Origin of the sequence: Snodgrassella alvi, assembly GCF_002777425.1 — a bacterium.
GTDB classification, from domain to species: domain Bacteria; phylum Pseudomonadota; class Gammaproteobacteria; order Burkholderiales; family Neisseriaceae; genus Snodgrassella; species Snodgrassella alvi_B.
This window is the reverse complement of record NZ_MDVC01000099.1, coordinates 1-22,170: the sequence shown is the minus strand read 5'-3', so window position 1 is coordinate 22,170 and position 22,170 is coordinate 1. Positions and strand designations below refer to the sequence as shown.

General features: G+C 43.7%; 11 protein-coding genes and 2 tRNA genes. 3 read left to right on the top strand and 10 right to left on the bottom strand.

Translation table 11 applies throughout. The annotated features are described in order from the left end of the window. Nucleotide 1: 1 nt before the first annotated feature. The 6 genes from BGI33_RS09485 to BGI33_RS09460 form a co-directional block, all read right to left on the bottom strand. Nucleotides 2–1,144, bottom strand: coding sequence for an AAA family ATPase (locus BGI33_RS09485; RefSeq protein ID WP_100090951.1), 1,143 nt, complete (start codon nt 1,142–1,144; stop codon nt 2–4). A 17-nt stretch (nt 1,145–1,161) separates the two neighbouring features. Then, nucleotides 1,162–2,364: a restriction endonuclease subunit S gene (locus tag BGI33_RS09480; protein ID WP_100090950.1), complete on the bottom strand. Its 1,203-nt coding sequence runs from the start codon at nt 2,362–2,364 to the stop codon at nt 1,162–1,164. After that, nucleotides 2,361–3,905 carry a type I restriction-modification system subunit M gene (locus BGI33_RS09475; RefSeq protein WP_100090949.1) on the bottom strand — a complete coding sequence of 515 codons (1,545 nt, stop codon included), beginning with the start codon at nt 3,903–3,905 and terminating at the stop codon, nt 2,361–2,363. Before BGI33_RS09475 ends, BGI33_RS09480 begins: the two co-directional genes overlap by 4 nt. Nucleotides 3,906–4,570: 665 nt before the next feature. After that, complete coding sequence (locus tag BGI33_RS09470) at nt 4,571–5,797, bottom strand: RtcB family protein (RefSeq protein ID WP_100090948.1); 1,227 nt, start codon at nt 5,795–5,797, stop codon at nt 4,571–4,573. A gap of 50 nt (nt 5,798–5,847) precedes the next feature. Continuing rightward, nucleotides 5,848–7,422 (bottom strand): slipin family protein, encoded by a 1,575-nt coding sequence (locus BGI33_RS13855; protein WP_257378968.1) that lies wholly within the window; start codon nt 7,420–7,422, stop codon nt 5,848–5,850. 279 nt (nt 7,423–7,701) lie between these two features. Next, a tRNA-Trp gene (locus BGI33_RS09460) sits at nt 7,702–7,774 on the bottom strand. 321 nt (nt 7,775–8,095) lie between these two features. On the opposite strand from BGI33_RS09460, the gene rtcR reads away from it, so the two are divergent. Then, nucleotides 8,096–9,724, top strand: a complete 1,629-nt coding sequence (gene rtcR, locus BGI33_RS09455; RefSeq protein WP_100090947.1) for an RNA repair transcriptional activator RtcR — start codon at nt 8,096–8,098, stop codon at nt 9,722–9,724. Between the two features lie 130 nt (nt 9,725–9,854). Here rtcR and galU read toward each other — a convergent pair whose 3' ends face one another. The 4 genes from galU to ampD form a co-directional block, all read right to left on the bottom strand. Continuing rightward, the gene (gene galU / locus BGI33_RS09450) at nt 9,855–10,727 is read right to left on the bottom strand and encodes a UTP--glucose-1-phosphate uridylyltransferase GalU (protein ID WP_100090946.1); all 873 of its coding nucleotides are present in this window, start codon (nt 10,725–10,727) and stop codon (nt 9,855–9,857) included. A 5-nt stretch (nt 10,728–10,732) separates the two neighbouring features. Then, nucleotides 10,733–13,153: an NAD-dependent DNA ligase LigA gene (ligA, locus tag BGI33_RS09445; RefSeq protein ID WP_100090945.1), complete on the bottom strand. Its 2,421-nt coding sequence runs from the start codon at nt 13,151–13,153 to the stop codon at nt 10,733–10,735. Nucleotides 13,154–13,244: 91 nt separating this feature from the next. After that, the gene (locus BGI33_RS09440; protein ID WP_180297015.1) at nt 13,245–14,507 is read right to left on the bottom strand and encodes a cell division protein ZipA C-terminal FtsZ-binding domain-containing protein; all 1,263 of its coding nucleotides are present in this window, start codon (nt 14,505–14,507) and stop codon (nt 13,245–13,247) included. A 106-nt stretch (nt 14,508–14,613) separates the two neighbouring features. Continuing rightward, nucleotides 14,614–15,198, bottom strand: coding sequence for a 1,6-anhydro-N-acetylmuramyl-L-alanine amidase AmpD (gene ampD / locus BGI33_RS09435; protein ID WP_100090943.1), 585 nt, complete (start codon nt 15,196–15,198; stop codon nt 14,614–14,616). A gap of 258 nt (nt 15,199–15,456) precedes the next feature. On the opposite strand from ampD, the gene BGI33_RS09430 reads away from it, so the two are divergent. Both BGI33_RS09430 and BGI33_RS09425 read left to right on the top strand, forming a co-directional pair. Continuing rightward, nucleotides 15,457–15,532: transfer RNA gene (locus BGI33_RS09430), tRNA-Phe, on the top strand. A gap of 1,080 nt (nt 15,533–16,612) precedes the next feature. Continuing rightward, nucleotides 16,613–21,844 carry an ESPR-type extended signal peptide-containing protein gene (locus BGI33_RS09425; RefSeq protein ID WP_100090942.1) on the top strand — a complete coding sequence of 1,744 codons (5,232 nt, stop codon included), beginning with the start codon at nt 16,613–16,615 and terminating at the stop codon, nt 21,842–21,844. Nucleotides 21,845–22,170 lie beyond the last annotated feature (326 nt).

Below are 22,170 nucleotides of genomic sequence, written 5' to 3'. Positions count from 1 at the left end.
TCTATTCCTCCTCCTTCTCGTAAAAATTGTAATTTTTAACTAAATGATTCAGTAAAAAGGCAACTATCTTTTTTTCAGGTTCGGAAGGCTCGGGCACCATTTCATTGGATAGGGTTGAATGACTGGTAAAATTGATTATGCGGGTTAAGTATACGTCTCTATCGTCAGGCAACAAGTCTGACCAACGCTGATAGCCTAAAAAACAGGCGGTTTTTTCATACAGGTTACGTAATAGGGTAAAATGATATTTTTCAATTTTATTTTCCTTAATCGCTTGTTGCAGCAACTGTTTTAAATACAGATGATAGGAAAAACTGTGGTTTGAATCGCCTTTTTTTTCTTCTAGTTCAAAATAGCCATCTGCTAATCGTCTTAGAATATAACCGTTTGGCAACTTCAATTCATTATAAAGTACATTATAAAACAGTGGATTATGGGTAGTGATAATAAATTTAATTTCGGAGTCATTCGATTTAATTAACTTTGCGATATCCACCGCCAATTGAATCAGATGATTCTCATCTAATGAGCTAACCGGATCATCAATAAAAATATAGCGTAATTGGTCAAATTCATTAGTAGAACGCTCGCTTTTTTCCGCAATATTGCGCTCGGCAATCACCAAACTAATCAAGGTGAAAAAAATACTCCAAATTAAGTTATTTTCTTCCCCTTTGGAGATTTTAATATTGGCAATACGCTGATCATTACCCGTTGCGAGCGAGAAAGTAATAGCGGAAAAATCCTCATTAAAATGCGGCGTCAGGTTTTGCTGAGTATATGATTGGAAGTAACGAGCAATATTTTGCTCCTGCCCTTGCTCTTTCAGAATCCAATCCGTAAATGAATTGGGTTGTATGCTTAGCTGATGCTCGCCTTGCTGATATTTATCGATATCCCAGACAAATAAATCCTCAGTAAATGCGTTATAGTAAAGAATCTTATGCCGTGTTAAGGCGCCACTGTTTTCTTTATCCGCTTTATCCTGCGATACAATAAACTCTTTAAACGCTTGCGATAAACGTGTTTTACCGGTGCCATTAAAAGCATAAATCAATTGGGCTTTGTTTCCCTTTTTCCCTTTTTGGGTGCTTTGGGCGTTTCTATCAATCTGCTCAGCAATATTTATCAGTGTATTATTCATATTCTGATTGTCTTGTGTTATTTATCTTCTACCTTAGGAAAGTTCAATAATAAATTACGATAGTACTCGTACTGTTTTTGGCGTAATTCAATCTCACGCGGTAAACCCTCGGTGATTGAATTAGTGAGTACATCGAATTTATCTAGAATTTCGACGATACGGACTTGTTCCTTAAGTGGGGGGATGGGAATATTGAAAGTTAAAAACTTTTCGGCTGGAATACGAATAACCTTAGTACCATTAGCATATTTTTCTTTAAACTTCTGGAAGGGAGTTGTTTGCAAAAGATAAGTTAAATACTTTGTATTAAGAATATTACTTGGTCTGAATGCAAACATATCGCCAGAAAAAACAATTTCTCCCCCAAGCCATCCTAAAGGTGTCATCACATCTTTAACATTTTCACTGGTACCTGCAAGCAAAATATCGCCGTATCTGGCTTTTTTTAATTTTTCAGCTAATTTAGCTGAAACAAATGACTTGGTTTCAGTAGCAAAAGTTCCATAATAAGTATAAATTTGCCCATAGTGAATAGCCGGCACACCCGTTTCAGTAAAATCTTTCTTTTGTAGCCCATTACCACGAATTAACTGCCCTACTTCCCCTAAAGCTTTCCACTCAACCTCATCTTCTTTAAAGGTCAACAATTTATCACGATAATAGTTGTATTGCTTTTTCCGTGCTGTAAGCTCTGCTGTAAGCTCTGCTGTAAGCTCTGCTGTAAGCTCTGTAAAAGTGTCTAGAATACGGACGATTTCGGTCTGGATAGAGATAGGAGGAATAGGGATTTCAAATTTATCGGTATCAGGCGTTGCAATTTGTGGCATTTGCATTTTAGCGCCTATGTTTTGAAAATATCTTTCTTGATTTTTCAAAACATAATAAATATATTTGATATTAATATTTTTATCTTTGGAATGATATGACCACATTTCATTTTTATGTGAAAATGGTTTGCCGTAATATTCAAATTCGATAATTCCGCGAGATTTTACAATAATAGAAGGTTCTCGATTGATATCTTTCTCAGGTATATCATCAAAATTGACTAGTGCAAATGTTTTTCCTCCAGCAAAAATCCTTAAAGGAGCATCATCTTTGTGGAGTTCCTTCATTTGACTTGCTGTAATTTTTGTTCCTTTAGTACGTATAAGTAATTCCCCTAATGGTTTCCACTCAATATTCATACCATTAAGTAATTTTGTGATTATATTAATCATGCTTCAATCTCCGCCACAATTGCATCAATTTGGGCGCGTAAGCTATCAATTTTAGCTACAGTGTCTTTTAATTCAGCATTAAGCTGGGTGATATCAATAATTTCACGGGTATCTTCGGCTTCCACATAGGAGCTTACCGATAAATTATAGTCATTGTCGGCAATGGTTTGGTTAGCAACCGATTTGGCAAAATATTCGACGTCTTGCTTGCTGGCAAATACTTGCACAATTTTTTCAATATGCTTATCAGTTAGGACATTATTATTGGTTTCTTTTTTAAACAGTTTGCTGGCATCCATAAATTGTGTGGTTCTGACAGTTTTGTTTTTCGCCAGTACCAAAATATTGACTGCAATTGAAGTACCATAAAATAAGTTTGGTGCCAGTGATATCACGGTTTCAACAAAATTATTATCAATTAAATATTTACGGATTTTCTGCTCAGCACCACCTCGATAAAAAATACCCGGAAAGGTAACAATCGCCGCCCGCCCTCGCTCAGACAAGTAACTTAATGCATGTAAAATAAAGGCAAAATCGGCTTTTGATTTTGGCGCAAGTATGCCAGCGGGGGCATATCGTTCATCATTGATTAAGGTTGGGTTATCACTGCCAATCCATTTAATCGAATAAGGGGGATTGGAAACAATGGCATCAAACGGCTTTTCGTTGCCAAATTTAGGATTAAGTAGTGTATCCCCCAAGACAATTTCAAATTTATCGTAGTTGATGTTGTGTAAAAACATATTCATACGGGCAAGATTATAGGTGGTATGGTTAATTTCCTGACCATAGAATCCATCCTCAATGATATGCTTATCAAACTGTTTTTTTGCCTGTAATAATAAAGAGCCTGAGCCTGCCGCGGGGTCATAGATTTTATTGATTTTAGTTTGATTATGTAAGGCTAATTGTGAGATTAATTTGGATACACTTGGCGGGGTGAAAAACTCGCCCCCTGATTTACCGGCATTAGAAGCATAATTAGAGATTAAATATTCATAAGCATCACCAAACACATCAATATGGTTATCTTCAAATTGCCCAAAATCCAGCTCAGCAATGCCATTAAGTACGGCGGCTAGCCGTTTGTTTTTGTCCTCTACGGTATTACCTAAACGGTTGCTGGTGGTATCAAAATCAGCAAATAATCCTTTAATATCGCTTTCAGAAGGATAACCAATAGCCGAACTTTCAATCGCATTAAAAATATTGGCCAAGTGGGTATTTAAGTCTTTATTGGTATTGGCCTCGGCAACAGTATGGCAGAATAATTGACTTGGATAGATAAAATAGCCTTTGGATTTAATGGCATCCTGTTTGATTTCGTCGGTGATAGCATCATCGGAAATTGTTTTATAATCAATATTCTCATCGCCAGCTTGCATATAATCAGCAAAGTTTTCACTAATAAAGCGATAAAATAAGGTGCCAAGTACATATTGTTTGAAATCCCAGCCATCGACAGCGCCTCTTACCTCGTCGGCAATTTTCCATATTTGGCGTTGTAATTGGTCTCGTTGCTGGATACTGATGGCCATGATTAAATTCCAATAAAAATCTGTGTGTTAAATATTAGGCTTATTGAGATATCTAAGCTGTAATTGTGTATTTTATCAGTATGGCTGCTTATTGGTTCATCAGGGTACAAAATAATATACGCCACAAGGCAATAATTGCGTTATGGGTTCTTCGATCCCAAGGTTTTAGCCTGCATTCTGTGTATATTGCTTTTACAAGTGGCGATTCATTCTGGCCGCAGATTCTGTAACAGGTCGGCACATTGCATTTTGCCTGTGCCGATTGAACATGATTTATTTTCTGGCGTTTGCTGTATTGCTCAGTCAATCAATTATTTAATGACAAAATTATTTAAAAAGGGGGTGCCATTGCAAGCATTTATTTTCTACCATAGCGCAATTTTAGCAGTAATGATTTGCATTGAATTTGGTATTTAACCGACTGAGGCAGAGAAAATCGAAGATGCGCTGGCTGCGGATAATGGCGTTATTACCCTTGATAGGTGATGCAGTAGAAGCACAGCGGGCATTGATTGCATACAATGCCTTAAATGCGCAGGTAGATGTTTGAATCACTTTATTACATCAAAAAAGATGGCATAGCCATCCTTTTTTATTGCAATGATTATATTAAGTAGCCAATCTGAACTGGCTAAATATCAGATACAGCAAAAGCAGCTAAATCATCAGCCTTTGACGCAGACAACCTGACGCAATTGATGCCTGATTTCCACCAGCTCCTGCTGTGCCTGCATTACAGCATCGATATCTTTGTACGCTAATGGAATTTCGTCGATTACCTCCGCATCTTTACGACATTCTACATGGGCGGTGGCCTGCATCTGGTCTTCAATGGTAAATCTTCTTTTGGCTTCGGCGCGGCTCATTACGCGCCCTGCCCCATGCGAACAGGAATGAAAACTTTCTGTATTACCCAAACCACGCACAATATAACTTTTTGCCCCCATTGAGCCCGGAATAATCCCCAGTTCGCCCTCGCGTGCAGAGACGGCTCCTTTACGAGTTACAAAAACATTGTGGCCAAAATGCCGCTCTTTTTGCACATAGTTATGATGACAGTTTATTGTTTGCAGATGCGTGGTAAACGGCACATCAATCACTTGGCGTAATGCAGCAATGGTGTTGTGCATCATTACTTCACGGTTTACGCGGGCAAAATCCTGCGCCCAATGCACGGCTTCCAAATAATCACGACAATATTCTGTTCCTTCGGCAAAATACGCCAGATCGTTATTGGGCAGATAGGTATCAATAAAATACTTTTTCATTTCTTTTTGCGCCAGCTCACTGAAATATTTGCCAATGGCATGGCCAATACCACGTGAACCACTATGCAGCATAATCCATACCTGATCGGTTTCATCCAGACAAACTTCAATAAAATGATTACCACTGCCCAGTGTGCCCAGATGATGCAAACTATTGGCTTTTAAAAAGCGCGGATATTTGTTGGTGAGTTTTTCAAACCCTGGCAATAGCTGCTGCCAGTACTCTTGCACAATCGGAGGCGGATTATGCCAGCTACCTTTATCATATTTTTTATTACCCGGAGTAGAACCATGCGGTACGGCTTTTTCAATCGCCAGCCGCAATGGCATTAAGTCTTCCGGCAAATCCAGTGCTGTAAGCGACAACTGTACTGCCATCATGCCACAGCCGATATCTACGCCAACCGCAGCGGGAATAACTGCGCCGGTGGTGGGAATCACACTACCAATGGTAGAGCCTCGTCCCAGATGCACATCGGGCATCACGGCAATATGCTTAAAAATAAAGGGCAGTTGTGCGGTTTGCAGCAATTGTGTTTTGGCGATATCTTCTACTGGTACGCCTTTAGTCCACATTTTTACCGGACGGGTTTTATCTTCTTTTAATACTTCATATTTTTGCATTTTTATCTTTCATTATTTTTCTGTTTAATCAATCAGCATAGGTTAGGCTGCTATTTCGCCTGAATGTTAATCAAACCATGTAATAACTGATCCAGACCGCCCACAACTGAAATTTTGTCGATGCGTTCAGCAATACGTTCCAGTGTTTCCATTTCTTTCAGGCGTAAAGCCACCGGATTGTTTTCCATTACTCTGGCGGTATTCAGCAGGGAACGGGTGGCGGAAGTTTCTTCGCGGCGACGGATTACATTGGCCTGTGCCGCTTTTTCAGCCTCCACTACCTGCGCTAGAATGGTTTTCATGTCGCCCGGCAGAATTATGTCTTTCACGCCTACGCTAATGGCTTCAATTCCATAGCCTGCCATATTGGCCTGCATATGTGCATTGATGACTTCATCAATCACATCCTTGTTTTCCAGTAATTCATCCAGTGTGCGGGTACCAATTGCTTCGCGTAAGGCAAATTGCAATTGCCGGTACAACAGTTCCACGGGCTGAGCAGCTTTGGCAAAAGCAGTTAATACATCGGTATAGCACCAGTTGGCCACCAGATTGATGCGCAGATTTACTTTGTCGCGAGTTAGTATTTCCTGCCCGGATATTTCTACTGTCTGCAAGCGTGTATCGACGATTTCAACACTGATTTCGCGGTTAAAGCGCCAGTAAGCGGTAATGCCGGCATCCAGTAGCTGCTCTACTTTTCCATTTACTTTTAATACACCAACATGATAGGCCGGTACCTGCGCAATTAGCACGCTGCTGTCGCCGATCACTTCTTTTTGACGCAATTTAGGCTGTAATAATTGCTGTACCATTTGTTCTGAAAGCTGGTAGCCGGCAGCCAGCTCGATAGTCTGCATGTGCTGCTTGCAATTATTCTGCCAATATAATCTTTTTGTTCCCGGCGGCAGGATTTCCACCAGTAAATCGTCTTCAAAGCGTAAACCGGCCTGATTGGCACCTACCTGCATCTGCACACAGAATTGCTGCATCTGCTCCGGTGCATTCTGCTCAATCGTGGCGGCCAGCAGGTCATCGATACGGTTGTCCTGTAATTTGAATTTTCCCAGTACAAGCTTATGTTTGAATTCGCACAAGCCAATTACAGATGTGGGCGGAATAATCTGCACAAACTGGTTATCCACAAACAGGGTACCAATCTGTTCATCCACAAAATAATGCAGTTTTACATTGTCTATACCGGTAATGAGTCTGGCGGTATTTTTGGCCTGTATCAGTTCCAGCGCTACTTCATCCGGCAAGCGGTAGCCCTGCTGCAAAGTGACTTTTTTAATTGATTGCGCCTTATAACTCTGCCAGTACAGTGCTTTGGTAGCGGGCATAATAATCTCTACCAGCATGTCTTCTTCATAGCGCAGGGCAATTTCATTATCAGCAACATTGACATAATGACAATATTTTTCTACTAGTTGCGGATAAAAATTTAGCAGTTTTTCGGCGATGTTCGGCTCGATTTCAGTATCGGCCAAATCCATCAGAGAATACGTTATTGCAGAAAAAGGATCCCAGAAAGTGTGGCGGCCGGCGGTAACAATGGTATTAATTTCATCCCGTTTATTAACAACAGCCAGCTCACCTTTTTTTACATCAATTATGGTTAACATATTCATTCTCCAGTCTATTGCAGCCAGTAAATCGGATGAACACAATCAAACGGATTAAGTAACGGAATAACAGGGGAAAGATTCATCACCATAATCTAATCACTGCCTGATTATGGTTAATAAATATTTTGCCTGCTATCCGGTTTTTTTACCCAGACAAAAACAACTATAGCTGAGTTTGCCCGGTTAACCGGTTTTTCCTGTGCCTAAGCTTTGACTACTCTGCTTATTCCCATTTACTGGCTGGTATTGCTTAATACTACAAGTATTACTATGTGATTTTTGAAACAGGAATCGAACCTGTCACAGATTGGTTTGGTACCAATTGCTCTATCCAGTGAGCTTTTCAAAAATACTCCGTGAAAGGGAGGTGTCTTTTATACTCAGGAATACATGTTGATAATGCAAATGAATTGGCCTTGCGGCGAATCCGGCAGCATTCGCTATGCACCTGACTGCCATATCAGACAGCATGTATTGCAGACACAGGCTTTATTGCAATTAATGTACCAACAGGTAAATTTTTTTAGGTAATTTTTATAAACCATTATTTTTATTAATTAAATAATTAAATTTTAAAATTACTTGCCAGCCATTTATTGCTTAAACCCAACATGATTTTATAAATTTATATATAATTTTATTTATATTTATAAACCAATAAAATAATCCCATGAACAGGAAAAACGTTGTATTCGGCTTTTTAGGCAATGTGCTTGACCAGCGCGGTAAAGGCAGAAAACGCTGGGGGCGCTGGCGGCCAACGGTTGATGTCTGTAATCATCCGGAACTGCCGGTATCCCGCTTTGAGCTGCTTTATCACGTTAATGATAACGAGTTACTGGCTGAAATTATTCAGGATATTAAAACCATTGCCCCGGATACACAGGTTAATCCGGTTGCAGTGGATATACATGACCCGTGGGATTTTGAGGAGGTGTATACCTGTTTACTGGATTTAGCTAAAAGCTATCAATTTGATTATGAACAGGAAAATTATTATTTAAATATCACTACCGGCACGCACGTTATGCAGATTTGCTGGTTTCTGCTGGCAGAATCACGCTTTTATCCGGCCAGACTGCTGCAATTATCGCCAACCAAAGGGGCAGCACGGCATGAAACGGCGTTAACTGAGCCGGCAGAGCATCAACAGCTATGCAGCCGCGGACAAATCAACATTATTGACCTGAATCTAAACCGCTACGACCAGATTCTGACCCGCTTTCAGCAATACGCCGGCCAGGCGACTGAATTACTCAAATCCGGCATTGCCACCAGAAACCCGCATTACAATCAGCTAATTACTGAAATAGAACAGGTAGCCAGCCGCTCCCATGCGCCTATCCTGCTGTGTGGCCCTACCGGCGCCGGTAAGTCATTTCTTGCCCGGCAAATTTACCAGCTTAAGCTGAATAAGCATCAGATAAGCGGCCAGTTTGTGGAAATTAACTGCGCTACTCTTACCGGTGATAATGCCATGTCAACTTTGTTTGGCCATAGCAGAGGTGCTTATACGGGTGCCAGCATGGCCAGAAGCGGCCTGCTCAAACAGGCTGATAACGGCCTTTTGTTTCTGGATGAAATCGGTGAGCTGGGGCTGGATGAACAGGCTATCCTGCTCAAAGCCATTGAAGAAAAACATTTTTATCCATTGGGCTCGGATAAACTGGTTTCCAGCCAGTTTCAATTGATTGCCGGCACCAATAAAGATTTAAAACAGGCAATTGCCTGTGGCGCATTCAGGGAAGACTTATATGCACGGATTAATTTGTGGAGCTATCAATTACCCGGGCTGGCAGAACGCAAAGAAGATATTGAGCCGAATATTGATTTTGAGCTGGCGCGCTATGCACAGGAATATGGCACTATGCCACGCTTTAATCAGCAATCCAGAACCCGCTATGTAAACTTTGCCACTTCGGCTACCGCACGATGGACGGGTAATTTCCGCGAACTCACTGCTTCCATTACCCGCATGGCTACACTGGCCACGCAAGGTAATATCACTTTGGCACAGGTTGAAGACGAAATTCAGCGCTTACAGCAACACTGGCAGCAGACAACACCCGCCGATGCGCTGATTCCGGCTGAAATTGATGAATTCGACCGCTATCAGCTAGAAAAGGTGATTGAAGTATGCCGCAAAAGCCGAACCTTATCCGAGGCCGGCCGCTATCTGTTTGCTGTATCACGAGCACAGAAACAGCGTACCAATGATGCCGACAGGCTGAAAAAATATCTGGCCAAGTTTGATTTAAGCTGGGAGCAGATAAAAGATAGTGGGCATCACGTCATTTAGAAGCAGCATAACCGCTTAAACTTGAATATCAGATGATTTATCTGCAATAACTGTCCTTGATAGCTTACCCTGAAATCATAACCACAATAAATCAGACTGCCTGCAAAGCTGTAAGCAGGCAGTCATTCTATTAACACACCATCCGTTGCAACAATTTCTTAAAGTCTTCACCCACCAGAGGGTGCTTCATTCCATACGCCACTGTTGCTTCCAGATAGCCAAGCTTATCGCCACAATCATAGCGTCTGCCGGCAAAAGCATAAGCAATCATCTTCTGCTCGGTGAGCAAGCGGGCAATAGCATCGGTTAACTGGATTTCTCCACCCGCGCCTCGCGGTAAATTAGTCAGAAAATCAAACACACGGGCAGATAAAATATAGCGCCCTACTACGCCCAGATGCGAAGGTGCTTCATCCGGATGCGGTTTTTCCACAATACTTTTGACATAATCAAAGCTATCTTCGCGGGCAGTTTCCACAATACCGTAAGCACCAGTCTGTTGGGGGGCTACATTTTCCACACCAAGCACATTACAACCAGTACGATGATAGACATCCATCATCTGACTTAAGGCTCCGAGCTGGGCATCAATCAGGTCATCTGCCAGCACCACCGCAAAGTTTTCTTTGCCCACAGCGGCACGGCTGCACAGCACCGCATGCCCCAGTCCCAGCGCAGCCGGCTGGCGGATATACAGACAAGTGACATTAGGTGGCAGAATATCCTGCACAAAATCGAGTAATTTATTCTGATTGCGGTAAGCCAGCTCGGTTTCCAGCTCATACGCCTTATCAAAATGATCTTCGATGCAGCGCTTATTGCGGCCGGTAATAAATACCAGCTCGGTACAGCCGGCAGCCACGGCTTCTTCCACTGCATACTGAATCAGTGGTTTATCCACAATCGGCAGCATTTCTTTCGGGCTGGCTTTGGTAGCCGGTAAAAACCGTGTTCCCATACCAGCTACCGGAAACACACATTTACGGATTGGTTCTGCTTTCATCAGCTCTACTCTTTAATTCCCAACATAGCCATCAACGCAGCCTGATCCAGTATGGTAACACCAAGTGCCTCGGCTTTGGCCAGCTTGCTGCCTGCTTCAGCACCGGCCACGACAAAATCGGTTTTTTTCGACACACTGCCACTAACCTTGCCACCGGCTTCCTCAATGTGCTGCTGCGCCACATCTCGCGACCAGTCTGGCAATGTGCCGGTTAAGACAAAAGTTTTACCGGCAACAGTTTCATTGGCTGCCGGCGCACTTTCTTCTGGCTGGCCGGCAAGTAATTGCTCACGTAAAGCAATGGTTTTTTGCAATAATAAGCGGTTTTCCGGCTGAGCACACCACTGTTGCCAGCTTTCCGGTAAGGCCTTATCTGTTAATAGCTGCGCCCAGTCCATGCCCACCAGTTGCCACAGTTTCTGCGCCCGCGTTTCAGTTAAACCCGCGCCGGGCAGGCGTGCCAGTACTCGCTCAGGGGCAAAATACTCACGCAATGGTATACGGCGGGTTTCTGTCTGTGGTTCTACGCCTACATCAAGCAATTCCTGCAATTGACCAGTCTGATCTTCCTGACTGAAAAAATACGCTACCGAGTGCGCCACAACAGTACCGATATCCGGCAAACAGGCCAGTAATGGCTCAGTAGCCTGAGTTAGCGTGGTCAAATCGCCAAATGCCTGTGCCAACTGCTTGGCGGTGCGTTCACCCACATGAAAAATACCCAAAGCGTAGATAAGATTGGCCAGTGGACGCCGGCGGCTGGCATCGATACCGGCCAGAATATTTTCTGCCCAGCGGGAAGGTTGCTGTTTGGCCGCCTTACCGGTAGTGGATAAGGCCAGCTCATCCGCCGCTGCTTCTGCGCTATCCGCTGCTTCCTGCTTGGCCTGTTGTTTCATGGCCAGCAAATCGGCCAATTGTAAACGGTACACATCGGCAAAATGATGCACACGCCCCTGTGTTACCAGCAGCTCAATCTGCCGCTCGCCCAGATTTTCAATATCCATCGCCCGGCGTGACGCAAAGTGAATCAGTGCCTGTACCCGCTGTGCCTGACACAGCATGCCACCACTACAGCGTGCTACTGCCTCTCCTTCTTCGCGCACAATCTCATGCCCACAAACCGGACACTGTTGCGGCATACGGAAAGGCGGATACTTTGGCACAGCCTCTGCTGGCGTGAGTAAATCTGTTTGTTCTTCCACCATTGGCCGCTGTGCCAGCACCACAGATACAATTTCCGGAATCACATCGCCGGCACGCCGTACAATGACCGTATCACCTTCTCGCACATCCTTACGCTGAGCTTCACCTTCATTATGCAAAGTTGCATTGGTTACGGTTACGCCGCCAACAAATACCGGCGTTAAACGTGCTACTGGTGTTATCGCGCCTGTACGCCCAACCTGTACATCAATTGCTTCAACTGTGGTGAGCATTTCCTCTGCCGGAAACTTCTGCGCAATGGCAAAGCGTGGTGCCCGCGCCACAAAACCAAGCTGTTCCTGCTGTGCCAGATTATCAACCTTGATTACCACGCCATCGATGCCAAACGGCAAATCAGCACGTATCCGATAAATCTGCTCATAAAATGCCAGTACCTTTTTGATATCAGCCTGATAACACAAGGTATCCTTTGGCGGTATGGTCAAACCCAAACGCGCCAGCAGCGCCAGCTCTTCACTGTGACTATCCGGTACAAAACGCTCGTCCAGTCTGGCAATTCCATAAGCATAGAAATGTAGGCGTCGGCGTGCTGTAATTTTCGGATCTAGCTGGCGCAAACTGCCAGCTGCTGCATTGCGCGGATTGGCAAATGTTTTCTGATTTTCTGCTTGCTGATGTGCATTAAGCCGCTCAAAATCTGCTTTCAGCATCAGCACTTCACCGCGCACTTCCAGCACATCGGGCACATTATCCCCATGCAGACGCAAAGGAATATTCACAATCGTGCGCGCGTTTTCTGTTACATCCTCGCCGGTATAGCCATCACCACGAGTTGAAGCCTGTACCAGCAAACCATCACGATAAAGCAAGCTGATGGCCAGACCATCAAATTTCGGTTCCACAATATATTCAGGCTCGGCACCCAGACCATCGCGCACGCGCTTATCAAAAGCATACATTTCACTATGGTCAAACTGATTATTATCGTCCAGCGGCGAAAACGCGTTATTCAATGACAACATGGGAATCTGATGCACCACAGCAGTGAATTTTTGCTGTGCGCGTCCACCCACACGCATACTGGGACTATCCGGCTGGCGCCATTGCGGATACTGCTCTTCCAGAGCCTGTAACTCGCGGAATAGCCGGTCATATTCCGCATCCGGTACAGTAGGCGCATCCAGATCATAATACTCATGTGCATAGCGATTAAGCAGTGCGGTTAAATCAATAATTTGCTGTTCGCTCACTGTATCCATTCCAGTTATTCCTTCAAGCAGCTAAAAAGAAAATGGCAACCCCCATTCTGCGGCTTGCCATCTCATTATAAAATTAAAAATACAGGCAATATCAGGAAAACAGCCTTTTCGTCAGCTCACTTCCGGGCTTCAGCTCAACCTGCTTCATTTCCTTCTGCCGGTCAACCACATAGCGGCGTACTTCACGCAACCACTCTGTGGATAACTCTTCCACTTTATCGTTGACCAGATCCAGGCCTAGCTGACTAGACAGCTTAACGGCCATATCCATAAACTGATCAAAACATTTTTCGCCGTTCGGTATGTGTACTATATCAAATAACATACTGAATCCACGATAATTTTGATTTGCTAACAATGTAGAAGTAAACGGCGAGTTATCCAGCGTTACAATACTGAACAAAGGTTCACCATTACTATCGGCATAGTAGAATGCACCATCATGCCCCAGTTCAAAACCCTGCCTTTCAACCGCAGAACGCAACTCCATACCACTTACATTAGTGCGTGAGACCAGATGAATAGCAATTGTCTGATCAACGCGGGCACACAAGTCATCCAGTGGCCGCGCAACACTCAGGAAAGTATTAATATCCGTTAACAGTAATTGCCCATCCATTTGCTCGGCAAAACGGTTGGCCTGTTCACCAAAATTTGCCAGCTCTTCATGCGTGATCAAGCCACTGCGGCTAATAGCCTGCAAGCCAACCACAAATCCCTGATAATAAACACTGGGAATCGGCTCAGCCACCTGATAACGGTCATCCATGGTACAGCCCACCAGCCGAAAACGTGAACGGCTGCTTAAACGCGGCATGGCGTGCAGTTCTTTGGGCTCATACAAAGCAATATAAGCCAGATAATCAAAGCGCACATCAAACCATGGCAGCGGCTGTTTGGCCATATCGCGCAAATCTAATAAGGTTTTGCGCCCTTTTACCGGAATAGTTCGTGATAATGATTCCATATCACGGTGTACAGGCGAGCTTTCTGGTGCTGCATCTTCGTTAGCGACGGGCAGCTCCGGTGGTTGCGCAGTGGCCACTGTTTCTTCCTGTATATGGCCATTACTGGCTTCAGGCACGGCTTCCTCACCAGTAGCCACAGATTCAGCCTGCTCGGTAGATGAATCGGCAGCCATACCCGTCTCATTTTCTGGCGGCACAGCTTTTTCATTGAGCACAGACTGTGCCTGAGCGCCATCACGTACAGAATTCACCTGACTGTCCAGTAAAGCATCCTTATTGGCGTGTCCAAACTGTTCACGCAATTGTTTGCGGTATTGGCTTTCCTGATAAATATTATAGACCAGCACTGCCAGAATGAACGCCGCACCCACTACCAACATAATCAATACAGAATCACTCATTACATTCCTACTAGGCAATTTGCGGAAGCCGCAGTTTAATTAACAGCTAAACAGAATTATAACCAAAAATACCCCTGCCGGCAGCCTTAAACTATAGTGGCCACTGATATTTTGTTATCACCGGCAAGCCCCATGCACGCAGCCTGTCCCATTGAAAAAAATGTCCCGGATCAGATTTGCGCCCCGGCGCTATATGCTGATGCCCGGTAATCGCCTGAATTGGGTAGCGCTCACACAGTGCCTGCAATAATTTATTTAACTGTGCATACTGCGATTCTGTAAACGGCTCAAAATCACAGCCTTCCAATTCAATCCCGATTGAAAATGCATTACAGCCCTCACGTCCGTCAAAACGCGACACGCCTGCCTGAAAAGCAGCATCATCACAGGAAACAAACTGGGTTAATGCCCCGCTGCGCTCCAGCAGAAAATGGCTTGATACCCGCAAATTGATAAGCGAACGCATAAAATCATCCGGCTCATCCGCCTTAATCTGATTGGTAAACAGACGCTGCACGGCCTGTTGCCCATATTCAAACGGCGGAAGGGAAATATTATGCAATACCACCAGCGATACTTCAGCCGGCTGCGAGCGCTGGCTGAAATTCGGTGACGGCACATGCGTACACTGCTGTAACCAGCCGTCTGTCCATAGCGGCTTTTGTTCGCCCTGCATCCTCTTCGCCTTTGTGATAAAAGTGCTTACCTTAATACAGCTTGGTTTAATCGTCCACTTTTAGCGAAGAGGGAGGCCACAATCCGGGAAATAAGCAGCGATTAGCCATAAACACAGGCCAAATCAAAATCGTACATAGCACAACAAACAGGCAAAATCAGACTTTTTCCATTAAATAAACAGCCACATATACAATCGCACACATAAAACACTTGCCAAGAGAGTTTATATCTGGTTTAATGCGCACTCTTCCCCGATGGCCAGATAGCTCAGTCGGTAGAGCAACGGACTGAAAATCCGTGTGTCGGCAGTTCGATCCTGCCTCTGGCCACCATTAGTAACCGCTAAATGCGGTTATTTTTTTGTCTACACTACTGATTAATATGATTAATATCAATTTAACAAATCAACAAAATTTTCTTTTCTGTAATATTTACTTTTAATTAATCATAATAAAAAGCTATTCTTGTATCCATTTTGATAGATTATTTCACTCATTTAATACTTGCCGCAATATATAAAGTAGGTATTAAATAATATGACATCAATTGAATATCAGACACTAAAACAAGCAGTATAATTTTCTACGTCAGTTTTATACTAACTATGGGGCATTTACATTATGGTTTAGTATAGCCTGCCAGTATACTTATTCCAGATATTACACTAATTAATGGCATATTAAATTTAATATCTCTGAATTTTATGCTATTACTATAAATATAAAAGTAATTAAAAGGTGCAAAAGTAAAAATTATTCTGTTTGGTTTTGAATTAATACCATTTTAAACTCAGCTTAAATTTATACAGTTACAACTCTTTTTCCAAAAATTAATTATTTTCTTTGCATTTTTATCATAGTTTAATTAAAACATATATTCTTTGTTATCCAGACCGGGCAGCAGTGTAATTAACAGAATAGTTATGATTACTTTATATTCAACTGTTTTCTGCTTTTGTCTGATGTTTTCTTTTACTCAGCCAGACCAATTTTCCTCTTATTAATCTTTGCATTAAATATTATCAAGTTTACTTGTCCTTTTACAGGAATAAATATATTTTCATTAGTTAATTTTTTTAATAAAAATAATAAATACCCACTTCTATTTATACTCATACATTAAAAAGCCACAGCAATAAGTTAATTATTTTCCTATTCTGAAAATATTAATAATTAATAATTAATATTTAATAAGATTTTATTTTTCAAGCGTAATCTTTCAGATTAGCTGCATTTGACTATGTGTAAATGATTAGAAAATTTATACAGGCAGTTTTAATCCTTATTGATTGGCTGTTTATGTATCTGTCGGCCTGCTTGGACGACTGGCGGATGTAATGAACAGATATGGTTATGTGTAGAAGAGGTTAGGTTTGTTAGTTATTTAATTTTCATCAAGAGTTAGGAAAACCTATGAATAAAGTCTATCGAGTTGTTTGGAATGAACATACGCAAACGTGGGTAGCTGTATCAGAATTGGCAAACAGTAAAACCAAATCAAATACTGTTTGTGAATTACCACTTGTCAAACGCATATTAAATATGTTTGGGCTAAAAAAAATTGTCAGCCTCACACTTACAACACTAATACTACAATTGCAGGCAATTTCCCCAGTCTATGCTGCCAATCTAGCTATCACCGGCACTACTAATGCAAGTACCAATGGCACAGGCGTAAGCTATGCTTTCGGCAGCCACGGCAGTATTGCTCTGGCTGGTGATGATGACTATTGTGGTGCAGACAAAGTAAACGGGCGCAGAAATATTACCACAGGTGGAATCAGTGCCATGGATGAGTACTTGCGTTTTGCCGAGAATCGTTCGTTTAATGGCAGAAATCCTTATGGCGTCAGCAACGGTCAGCAAGTATGGACAGGAGACGGTGCTACTGGTGGGATTACCACCGGATCATCCGGCTACATGGGTACTCCAACTGGTGGAGACACCAATAGACTTCCTGTAGCTTATGGTGTTTATTCCTTTGCATCAGGTTGCGGCTCTTATGCCACAGGTAATTATTCAACAGCATTCGGTAATAATGCCACTGCCACAGCTGGTGGTGCTCAGGCTTTTGGTGTAGCGGCATTGGCTTCTGGCGCAACTGCTGTTGCAATCGGTGTTGGTGCTCAGGCTACTAACACTGCAAGTTTAGCGCTTGGTTCCGTGGCCACTTCCGATGGTGCAGGAAGTGTGGCGGTTGGTTTCAATAGTGCTGCCCAGAAAGATAATGCTACCGCGTTGGGTGCCAACGCCATGGCAATAGTAGAAAAAGCAGTGGCTCTGGGTAGCGATTCTCTGGCCAATACTAGCTCCGGTATTCAGGGTTATGACCCGGCCGGCACTAATACCGATGCTGTAAATCAGTCTGCAACATGGAAAAGTACCATTGGTGCAGTTGCCATCGGGAATACAAGTATGCAGCTCACCCGCCAGATAACTGGCCTGGCGGCCGGTACTGCCGATACTGATGCGGTTAACGTAGCACAATTAAAAAATCTGGCCAGCTCTACCTCGACAGGTTTATCCAGTTTGTCTACAGCAATCCTTAGAGCAACTGATTTAACCTCAATAAACAACAGCATTAACACCCTACAACAAGACGCCTTGCAATGGAATGGCACTGCTTACGATGCCAGCCACGGTACTGCTAATGCGCAGAAAATTGTTAAAGTAGCTGCTGGTGATGTCAGCGAAAATTCTACCGATGCCGTTAATGCCGGGCAGCTTTTCAGTCTTTCCAGCTCTACTTCCACCAGTGTGGATTCGCTGTCTACTACTTTACGCAATGCCGGTGATCTGAGTAATGTTAATAACAACATCAACTCTTTAAATAACAGTGTTTCCAATTTGCAAAAAGACGCTCTGCAATGGAATGGCACCGCTTATGATGCCGGCCACGGTACTGCTAATGCGCAGAAAATTGTTAAAGTAGCTGCTGGTGATGTCAGCGAAAATTCTACCGATGCTGTTAATGCCGGACAGCTTTTCAGTCTTTCCAGCTCTACATCTACCAGTGTGGAATCGCTATCTACTACTTTACGCAATGCCGGTGACCTGAGTAATGTTAATACCAACATCAACTCTTTAAGCAGTAGCCTCAATACTGCTAACAGCAGTATTAGTAGCTTAAATAATAATGTTTCTAACTTGCAGAAAGATGCCCTGCAATGGAATGGTATCGCTTACGATGCCAGTCACGGCACTACTACTGCACAGAAAATTACCAATGTAGCTGCTGGTAGTATCAGCGAAAACTCTACCGATGCCGTTAATGCCGGGCAGCTTTTCAGTCTTTCCAGCTCTACATCTACCAGTGTCGAATCGCTGTCTACTACTTTACGCAATGCCGGTGATCTGAGTAATGTTAATACCAACATCAACTCTTTAAGCAGTAGCCTCAATACTGCTAACAGCAGTATTAGTAGCTTAAATAATAATGTTTCTAACTTGCAGAAAGACGCCCTGCAATGGAATGGCTCCGCTTACGATGCCAGCCATGGTTCTGCTAATGCGCAAAAAATTACCCATGTGGCCGCTGGTAATGTCACCGAAAACTCTACCGATGCCATTAATGGCGGACAATTATATTCTCTGTCCGACTCTACCATGACCAATTTGCTTAATCTCTCTACTGCTTTCAGTAGCAACCTCTATACTGGTCTGAGCACTGCCAATTCGCGTATCGATACTGTGTCCCAGTCTACAGCCACCCTGGCCGGTAATCTCTCTACTGCGGTTAACAGCATCAGTACTCTGCAAAAAGATGCCTTGCAGTGGAATGGCACCGCTTATGATGCCAGCCATGGTACGGCCAATGCGCAGAAAATTACTAAAGTGGCCGCTGGTGATATCACCGCAAACTCTACCGATGCCGTTAATGCCGGACAGCTTTTCAGTCTTTCCAGCTCTACTTCGACTAGTGTCGAATCGCTGTCTACTACTTTACGCAATGCCGGTGATCTGAGTAATGTTAATAACAACATCAACTCTTTAACTAACAATGTTTCCAATTTGCAAAAAGACGCTCTGCAATGGAATGGCACTGCCTACGATGCCAGCCACGGCACTGCCAATGCGCAGAAAATTGTTAAAGTGGCCGCTGGTGATGTCAGCGAAAACTCTACCGATGCCGTTAATGGCGGACAATTATATTCTCTGTCCGACTCTACCATGACCAGTTTGCATAATCTCTCTACTGCTTTCAGTAGCAACCTCTATACTGGTCTGAGCACTGCCAATTCGCGTATCGATACTGTGTCCCAGTCTACAGCCACCCTAACCAGTAATCTCTCTACTGCGGTTAGCAGCATCAGCACTCTGCAAAAAGATACCTTGCAGTGGAATGGCACCGCTTATGATGCCAGCCACGGTACTACCACTGCGCAGAAAATTATCAAAGTAGCTGCTGGTGATGTCAGCGAAAACTCTACCGATGCTGTTAATGCCGGACAGCTTTTCAGTCTTTCCAGCTCTACATCTACCAGTGTGGAATCGCTGTCTACTACTTTACGCAATGCTGGTGACCTGAGTAATGTTAATAACAGCATCAGCTCTTTAACTAACAGTGTTTCCAATTTGCAGAAAGACGCCCTGCAATGGAATGGTACCGCTTACGATGCCAGCCACGGCACTGCTAATGCGCAGAAAATTATTAAAGTGGCTGCTGGTGATATCAGCGCAAACTCCACCGATGCTGTTAATGGCGGACAATTATATTCTCTGTCCAGCTCTGCCATGACCGGTTTGGATAATCTGTCTACTGCTTTCAGTGACAGCCTCTCTACTGGTCTGAACACTGCCAATTCGCGTATTGATACTGTGTCCCAGTCTACAGCCACCCTGGCCGGTAATCTCTCTACTGCGGTTAACAGCATCAGCACTCTGCAAAAAGATGCCTTGCAGTGGAATGGCACCGCTTATGATGCCAGCCACGGTACGGCCAATGCGCAGAGAATCATTAATGTTGCTAACGGTAATATCGGGGAAAATTCAACTGATGCCATTAATGGCGGACAGCTATACAGCATTTCATCTTCAATCTTCAGCTCAGTATCCAGTAGCGTTGAAAATGTAGTTAATGAAAACAAGATTAATATGGATGCTGTAAACCGAGATCTCAAAACTGCACAATCAGCCCTTCAGACTGCGCAGAATGATATCCAAACGGCTCAGACTGATATCCAGACCTCGAAAAAACTGATTGAGGAATTGCAAAAAAATGCTGTGCATTTCGACGACGATGATGCAGGTTCATCCAGCTTCTTCGGGCTGAACCGTGATACCAGCAATGAAAGAACGATTAGTAATATTGCAAACGGTCGTGTTGATGCCACCTCTAATCAGGCAGTGAATGGCCGTCAGCTCTATGCGCTGTCTACTTCTACTTCGACCAGTCTGTCCAGCTTACAGGATCAGCTGAATCTAGCTTCTGGCAATATACCAGCAGGGTTATCAAGCTCTCTGAGCACATTGCTGACAGACGCCCTGCAATGGAATGGCAATGCTTATGATGCCAGCCATCATTCTGGTAGCCCGCAGAAAATTACTAATCTTGCTGTTGGTGATATTGGTGAACATTCAACGGATGCGGTTAATGGCAGCCAGTTGTGGCAAATGAAAAATGATTTCAAACAGGATTTGCAAAACCTGTCTGATTCATTTGACAACAAGCTGGCTCAAAACAACAGTGGCAGTACCGCAGCCATTAATGCAGCAACTGATAAAGCCAATCAGGCAATGGCCAAAGCGGACAGCCTGTCTACCTCTACAGCAAAGACACTATCCGAAGTGGCAAGCAGTCTGGGCGGCAATGCCAGCTATAATGCCGAAACGGGTAGCTTTACCGCACCAAGCTACAGCAGCACCGCTGCTGATGGTACTGCGCTTACTGCTAATAATGTCGGTGATGCGTTAAGCAATCTGTACAACGGTGGCAGCAAGTATGCCAAAGTCAACTCCACCCTGAGTGCCGCTTCGGCAAGTGGCAATAATGCCATTGCCATAGGCGGTGCTGCTACAGCCAGCGGCAATGCGGCTGTGGCCATCGGCGCAGAAGCCAAAGCCAGTGCCGCAGATGGGGTTGCCATTGGTAATCATGCCAGCGTTACCCAAAGTGGCGGAGTTGCGCTGGGTGCCAACTCTGTAGCGAATACAGCAGGTGGCATCATGGGCTATATTCCGGCAGGTGCCACAGCGCAGCAGGCTCGCGCCATTCAGGCTACCACCAGCACCGAAGCAGCAGTTTCCGTAGGTGATGCTTCCAAAGGTATTTATCGCCAGATTACCGGTGTAGCCGCTGGTACAGAAGATTCCGATGCCGTGAACGTGGCACAGCTCAAAGGCGTTAATGCCCGTATAGAAAACATCAACCGCTACGTCAACAATGTTAACGATCGTATACAGCACGTAGAACGCCGTGCCTATTCCGGTACGGCACTGGCCATGGCGCTATCAGGTGCCTATCTGCCACAGCTGAATGCCGGTGAGCAGACTGTCGGCGTGGGTATGGGCTCCTACCATGGTTATACTGCCGTTGGTATTAACTACAAAGCCACAAACAACAGCGGTAAATTCTCATGGGGTGCAGGTGTCTCTACCACCGGTCATGAAACTGGCTTTAATGCAGGTATCGGCTATAAATGGTAATAGCTGAATAAACATTTTAAGTGTCGGGCATACAATCGTATGCCCGATTTTTTTAACGGGAAAAACTAATCACAAAGTATTTTGGTAATTAACTGATATCAATCACGATTGTAATTATTTGGAATTAAAAATTTATTGCATTAAAATCAGAAATATTATGTAACCAGCAGATAACAAATTTTTCAGGCTGATTTGTCAATACTTTTGCTCAGCACTCTTTAATCTTTCCGCTCTTGCTGATTCTGAGATAAAAAATTGAAACTCCAGTTCTTTAAATATTTTCAACTGACTAAAAATTTATATGTAAACTACTAATATTAAAATAA